Genomic DNA, 6,960 nt, shown 5'->3' with positions numbered 1-6,960 from the left:
GAAAAGTCGGTAGAATTGCACCTAATATTTTAGAGCGTAATTTTCATACAGATGCACCGAATCAAAAGTGGGTAACAGACATCACAGAGTTTAAATTGTTTGGAGAAAAACTGTATGTATCACCTGTATTAGATTTGTATAATGGTGAAATTATTACCTATACAATTGGTTCTAGACCGACGTATTCGCTTGTTTCAGACATGTTAGAGAAAGCATTGGAACGTTTACCTGAAACGCACCAGCTACTGATGCATTCGGATCAAGGATGGCATTATCAAATGAGACAATACGTCCGTACACTAGAATCAAGAGCTATCGTCCAGAGTATGTCTCGAAAAGGCAACTGTTACGACAACGCAGTAATAGAAAATTTCTTTGGGATTATGAAATCGGAGTTCCTCTACATAAAAGAATTTGAAAATGTAGAGCACTTTAAAATAGAATTAGAAAAATATATAGATTATTATAATACGAAACGGATTAAGGCAAAATTAAAAATGAGCCCGGTACAATACCGGACTCACTTTTATCAAGCTGCCTAATCAAATAACCGTGTCTAACTTTTAGGGGTCACTTCATTACCTAATAAGCAATTACTCTTTTTCATTAATTAGTATACTATTTATTAGTCTGTCCCCCGCCTGCAATTAATTTACTACCTGAATATGTACCTTTGTTCATAAACACTTGATTAATTAATTCTTTTTGCTCAGCTTCCGACATTACTCCTTTTCCTTCTCCTAAATTCCCGCTTTGTAATTTCCAAATCTTATTGTGATCTGCATCAACTTTTTCATATTTTCCTTGTTTCCATCGTTCTAAAATTTCTACATATGTACTTCCCTGTACAAGATCATTACTCTTTACAATATCAATTAAGCTTTCAATCCGCTCTTGTGTAATAAAAATATAGCCCCACTTTTGATCAGCTTTCGCTTTTTGATGTGCCATTTCATGTAATGCTGTCTGTATGTTCTCATCTGTCCATTTAAAATTTTTATTAAAACCACTATTCGGCAATGAATAATTGCCATTTTCTAAAAGCTTTGCATCTTCTGCTTTTACATTACTATCAGCTAATACTTCTACTGCTGGAGCAGCTGGTGATGCCTTTTTCGCAGCTGGTTTACTATTATTTAAATAATACAGCATACCATATGTTAAACCTACTCCAATTACCGCCATACCAGCTAGAATACCTATTATTTTAAATAGTGTTTTCATCGCGCTTGTTTCCTCCCAAATATCTCTGTTCTTACTACCTAATTACTTCTTATATAAAAACTGTTCCTTCATTCAAAATATCGCATCCCATCCCCTATCATATTATTTATATATACTTCCTCATATTGTATTTCTTTTTCTTTAAAATCGAAAGATTATTCTGTTAAATAATGAAAATATTCTACAAATTTTCCCTTTATATTTATAAAGAAACAAAAAACAACGAGCGCGATAAATAACACTCGTTGTTTTTACTTTATGCACGATTTTCTTTTAACCACTTCGTAATAGCATCTAACCTCGAAACATCAAAACGTCTTTCTTCACAAACATTTAAACTGTTTAAATTCTTTACAATTTCTATTTCATTCGATTTTACACTTTTCGCCTCAATTAATTTACAATACCCATCTGTAACAGAATTTAAATTTTCATAATAACACTGAAACGATTTTGATATATGTAAATGTTTTTCAAAGTTTCTCCTTCTTTTCGTTTCATCAGATACTTTCCGCTTTCTAAGTTCTTCATCGTTCGTATATAAATAAAAATATTGATCCGGAAAACCAATTTCCCTATTTATCATCTTTTCTTTATAAAAATTTTCTATTACAGATAATGGCTGATTAAATAGATCAAAATGAAAACACCAATTATAACTAAGTGGCTGATATATATCGCCATCGAGTATTACTAATTCATATTGCTCTGACTTCTGAACAGCTATATTCCAGCGCTCAACTTGTTTTTCAAAATACCATGTTCTATGTTCATTTTTTGGCCTTTCAAATAAAGAATTCACTTCAGGTATTATATAAGCACCATAATTCTTTTCTAATTCACGGCACGTGGTACTTTTACCAACAGCGCTTGCTCCCTCAAATGCTATTATCCCCATAGTTTCTCCCCCTTTCATTAACTAAAACTTCGTTGTTTCACTTTTCTTCCCCATAACTTTCTCCATAAAACAATTGAAGCAATAGCGAGCATGATTGTTGTAATGATACTACCTTCAATTCCGAACGAACCTCCATGAAGGAATTCGGGGCCATTTGTTGTAGGTTTAAATAGCGGCGTTGAATATATGGTCATCCCGCTAACTGCAAAACCGTAGACGTTATATTGTGCCCAATTCCAAATGGAATGCCATGCGCAAATCCCCCACAGACTACTGTCTTTTAAAACGTAAACAGCTGCAAATACACCAACTAATATTATATTCGATATTGAAAGAATTGTAATACCTGGATTAAGTAAATGAAGAAAACCAAATAAGAAAGACGTCACAACAATCCCAACCCATATACGACTTCTAACAGAAAGAACCGGGAATAACCAACCTCGTACAATAATTTCTTCCGTTGCCCCTTGTATTAAAAATGCAACTAAAGAACCTACAATACCCAACATAGCGGTTACTGTAATTTGTTGCATTTGTAGTGTCACAACTCCTGCCAATAGGAGTAAAATTACTGGTATTGAAATGAAAACAAATCCTATTAATGCACCTCTCAAATATTTTCTTATCCATTGATTTCTCCAAAAACCAATGGATGAAAATGATCTTTTCTCTACAAATCTAATCCATAAAAACACAAAAAATATTGCGCCGCCAAACGTTAATATCATCTCAATGTCGTTATAAATCGCCTTCATAAAAGTTGTTTCTGCTTTCGGTAAAATCAGCATAAACAACATAAATAACTCACCTAAAGTTAAAAATATAATCGCGAGTATGACAGCAAAAACAGGATGAACTTTTCTTCTTCCTTCTTTTACTGCTTCAATTATTTTAAATTGTTTATTTTGCAATATTCTATCCTCCTAATTATGTTACTCATTAGCAATATTAAAATAATATTTAGCCTTTTATTTAAACTTATTTTTTCATATAAATTATTTTTGTTTGGAATAAATCCAAATTAGGAATAATATATAAATAAAAGAGGTGCCTTTGTGCCTTTACTATTATCACCCAGTTTACTCAGTGGTATTACCAGCACTTGCTATTTCCCACCATTTGTTGTAAGATAGTAATTAAGGTCAATTTAACACTATATTTTCTTTGCATATTATCAAGTATCAATCAGGAACATTTTGTACTCCTTATGGGTTTTTGATAATATGTGAACTTTTATTTTCATTCAAATAAGGCCGATCATATTGTAATTTTTCTACTTTTAGGAGGCATTACCATGACATTAACAGGTAAAGTAAAATGGTTTAACAGCGAAAAAGGTTTCGGTTTCATCGAAGTTGCAGACGGTAACGACGTATTCGTTCACTTCTCAGCTATCACTGGCGACGGCTTCAAGTCTCTTGACGAAGGTCAAGAAGTTAGCTTCGAAGTTGAAGAAGGTAACCGCGGACCTCAAGCTAAAAACGTTGTAAAGCTATAATTCAAACAATAAAAAGGTTGTTACCAGCAAGGTTAACAACCTTTTTAATATATAACTAAAATTTTTACATAAAAGGAGTGGTTACATGTATCGCAATCGAAAGAACGATGTAGCAGAAGTACCACCAGAACAAACCCCTGTTTGGGAATGTGAAGCAGAGGATTGTTTAGGATGGATGAGAAAGAACTTTTCATTTGAAGAAGAGCCTAAATGCCCTTTATGTAAAAGTAGCATGAAAAGCGGAGAACGTTTATTACCTAAATTAGGTTAATTTATAATAAAAAAAACCTCTTTTAATTAAGAGGTTTTTTTATTATAAATTTATGTCCTCCACATCAGTTCGCACTATAGAATACAATAATGCATTGTGTTGCTTATTTCCTTGATGAATATATCCGCGCAATAAACCTTCCTTTTGAAAGCCAATTTTAGATAACATTCTACAAGAAGTAAGATTTTCAGGATATGTAATAGCTCCAATTCTAAACAAACCTAAATCTTTAAACCCATAATCAATAATTTCTCGAGCTGCTTCTGAAGCATAACCATTTCCCCAATAACGAGGATGCAGGTCATATCCAATCTCAGATCGTTTACTCCATAATTGTAAATTGTTTAGTCCAATTGTTCCTATTAAAACGTTCGTTTCTTTTAACACAATTCCCCATCGTATTGCCTTTTTCTCAAAGTAATTTTTTGAAAAAGATTCGATCATACGTGAAGCTTGTCCAAACTCCGTAAAAGAATTCATACCGTAATAACACGTTACTTCATCCAATGAAAAGATTTCATATATTTTTTGACAATAAGATTGTTCTATTTCAACTAAACGTAAGCGTTCTGTTTCTAATATAGGAAATGTCATAGGATCACTCCTTTCTCTCTACTCATTCATTATATCAGAAAAAATATTTATAATTAGTAAAGTCCTTATTGTTCCATAAATCAAACATTTCTAATGACGCATTCCCTCTTTATTCTATATACACGAATTAGATACCTCTAATTGCGACTCAATCACCACTCTATAATTTCCATAAATCAATTTTAAATTATCAAGAACTGTAAAGAAATTGTTTTTTATTTTCTCCTTCTAAACAAACGCCCTATTCCATACATTTATGGTAAAATATAGTTAATATATTATTTTATTGTGGAGGTGTAAATTTCCTATGTATATATTCATCGGCTTATCCCTCTTACTCATATTACTTATTTTTTTATTCGCAAAAAAATTCACACCAAACTCATTCATGATGACTAGCTTTAAAGGCAATAGCTTTAAGACATTTTCAATCGGTATTTTAATCGCTGCCATACTCTCACTTTCATATGGAACTTATCATGTAGTAACATTTCAACCTAGTTATTTAGATATTAAATTTAAAAATCAAAACTACACTATTTTCGGTAATGTAGGCGAATTCGGTTATTTCTCCGAAGAATTATTAAAAAAAGATACAGAAGTTCAACTATATTTCGTCTCTTGGAAAACAAGGCAGTTAAAAAATCCGGTAATACTTATAGAATATCCTTCAGGAAAACAAGAAACATGGGAGCCAAATATCGTATCAATACCGATAAATAAGTTACAAGAAAAACATGATATAAAAGATATTTATCAACTATCACCGTATTCATTTAAAGAGTCTGGAGAAATAACATTAACAATAAAAGAAAACAATGTAAAAAACAATAAAATTTCCATTCAAATAAAATAAATAAAAACTGTTCCTCCATTTTGCTGAAGGGACAGTTTTTATTTATTCTACAATATTATTTATGTAATGTAGCCATTATTTCATTGGCTATATTCTTTCCATTTCCAATACATGCACCAATTCCGACACCGTAATATGAGGCACCAGCTACATATACATTTGGATAAAGATTCTTCATTTTTTCTTGCAATGCTTGAACCGCTTGATTATGTTCTAAATGATATTTCGGCATTAAATCTTTCCAATTTGTAACTTCGACTACTTCTGGTTCACCTTTAATTCCGAGACTCTTTTCAATATCATATAAAGCAACTCGTACTAATTCTTCTTCACTATAATTTTTGATTGTTTCATATACCGGATTGGTACTCTTATAAAACATTCTTACTAATAATTTCTGTTTACCCGATGTATGTTTCCACTTTCGACTTGTCCATGTACAAGCATCACAATGTAAATCACTGTTTTCCGTTACAATAAACCCTGTACCGTCAGCTGGTAGTTGTTCATCTAGTATGTCAAATCCTAAGTAAATACTTATAAGAGATGAGTTTTTAAATGTATTAAACTGCTCATTTAACTCATTAGACTGTAATAAAGTTTGTGCAATATCATGTGGAACTGCTAAAACAACATAATCAGCTTGTATTGTTTCATGATTTGAAAAAGAAATCTCATATCGATCTTCTTGTTTACTTACAGCCGTCGTTATAGCACCTTTTTTTACGACAGTTTCAGTCAGCACTTCTTCTAAGCGATTAATTATCGTAGATAGTCCACCTTTAAATGATACGAATTTTTTATTTCCTGCTGATTGAAATTGTTTTTTATTCTCTTCAAAACCTTTAATAATACTTCCATACTTATTTTTATAATCCAGTAAATACGGTAATGTAGATGCCATTGTAAGCTCATTCAATTTACCAGAATATACGCCTGAAAGCACAGGAGCAATTTGTCTTTCCACTAACTCTTTCCCTAAGAAACTTTCTAAAAATAGAGCAAGTGATGTATCTTTCGTAAACTCTTTATTTTTCGTTATGAAATCTTTTAAAGCTACGATTTTCCCTTTCGTTGAAACTAGCGTACTGCTAAACAACGACCGGGCGCTCATCGGTATCCCAAATATAGTATCAGAAGGAATCGGATGTAACATGTTTTCAGAATATATGTAAGAAATACCCGTTTCATTATATACCATTTCATCTTCTAAATTTAAATCTTTTACAAGTGGCATAACATGTTCATTACGAGCAACGATTGAATCCGCTCCTGACTCCATAATGAAATCCTTTTCTTCCACACTATGGATTTTACCACCTAAATACTCTTCTTTCTCAATAAGAATTAAATTTAAATCGATATTATAATCCTTTTTTAATTTTTCTAAATAAAACATAGTAGAAAGTCCCGTTATACCTCCACCGATAACAACAACTGTTTTCATATGTGCTGCGCTCCTAACCGATACAATTAATAATTCCTTTTTATTATAACCAAAAGTCCTTATATTCGACTAGCAAGTTGCGCATTCTGTAAGAAATTAGACAATATATTTGAATATATTTTCAAATTACCTAATAAAAAAGAACTATAACATATACAAACCACGTCAT

At 31.8% G+C, this 6,960-nt stretch carries 9 protein-coding genes; 4 read left to right on the top strand and 5 right to left on the bottom strand.

The window, feature by feature from the left end; all coding sequences use genetic code 11:
- A partial coding sequence (locus tag ACYFX0_RS14035) for an IS3 family transposase (RefSeq protein ID WP_460270783.1) occupies positions 1-542 on the top strand: 542 nt, incomplete at its 5' end.
- Positions 543-618: 76 nt separating this feature from the next.
- On the opposite strand, the gene ACYFX0_RS14030 is transcribed toward ACYFX0_RS14035, so the two are convergent.
- The 3 genes from ACYFX0_RS14030 to ACYFX0_RS14020 all read right to left on the bottom strand — a co-directional run bounded on the left by ACYFX0_RS14030 (position 619) and on the right by ACYFX0_RS14020 (position 3,036).
- Entirely contained in the window at positions 619-1,224 is a 606-nt protein-coding gene (locus ACYFX0_RS14030; protein WP_000853597.1) for a PRK06770 family protein, read from the bottom strand.
- A gap of 256 nt (positions 1,225-1,480) precedes the next feature.
- Positions 1,481-2,140, bottom strand: coding sequence for a nucleoside/nucleotide kinase family protein (locus ACYFX0_RS14025; protein WP_003278212.1), 660 nt, complete (start codon positions 2,138-2,140; stop codon positions 1,481-1,483).
- Positions 2,140-3,036 carry a CPBP family intramembrane glutamic endopeptidase gene (locus ACYFX0_RS14020; protein WP_086397857.1) on the bottom strand — a complete coding sequence of 299 codons (897 nt, stop codon included), beginning with the start codon at positions 3,034-3,036 and terminating at the stop codon, positions 2,140-2,142. The genes ACYFX0_RS14025 and ACYFX0_RS14020 overlap by 1 nt, the downstream gene beginning before the upstream one ends.
- Positions 3,037-3,419: 383 nt before the next feature.
- Here ACYFX0_RS14020 and cspD point away from each other — a divergent pair, with 383 nt between their 5' ends.
- Positions 3,420-3,623 (top strand): cold-shock protein CspD, encoded by a 204-nt coding sequence (gene cspD / locus ACYFX0_RS14015; protein WP_000176366.1) that lies wholly within the window; start codon positions 3,420-3,422, stop codon positions 3,621-3,623.
- An 85-nt stretch (positions 3,624-3,708) separates the two neighbouring features.
- On the top strand, positions 3,709-3,894 hold the full coding sequence (locus tag ACYFX0_RS14010) for a cold-shock protein (protein ID WP_000286198.1): 186 nt from the start codon (positions 3,709-3,711) through the stop codon (positions 3,892-3,894).
- Positions 3,895-3,936: 42 nt separating this feature from the next.
- Here ACYFX0_RS14010 and ACYFX0_RS14005 read toward each other — a convergent pair whose 3' ends face one another.
- Positions 3,937-4,488: a GNAT family N-acetyltransferase gene (locus ACYFX0_RS14005; RefSeq protein WP_000143817.1), complete on the bottom strand. Its 552-nt coding sequence runs from the start codon at positions 4,486-4,488 to the stop codon at positions 3,937-3,939.
- Between the two features lie 307 nt (positions 4,489-4,795).
- On the opposite strand from ACYFX0_RS14005, the gene ACYFX0_RS14000 reads away from it, so the two are divergent.
- Positions 4,796-5,344 carry a hypothetical protein gene (locus ACYFX0_RS14000; protein WP_086406129.1) on the top strand — a complete coding sequence of 183 codons (549 nt, stop codon included), beginning with the start codon at positions 4,796-4,798 and terminating at the stop codon, positions 5,342-5,344.
- 55 nt (positions 5,345-5,399) lie between these two features.
- On the opposite strand, the gene ACYFX0_RS13995 is transcribed toward ACYFX0_RS14000, so the two are convergent.
- Complete coding sequence (locus ACYFX0_RS13995) at positions 5,400-6,791, bottom strand: protoporphyrinogen oxidase (protein WP_098437219.1); 1,392 nt, start codon at positions 6,789-6,791, stop codon at positions 5,400-5,402.
- Positions 6,792-6,960: the final 169 nt, after the last annotated feature.

This window comes from Bacillus sp. NEAU-Y102 (assembly GCF_054788175.1).
This window is presented reverse-complemented; position numbering and strand designations above follow the sequence as displayed.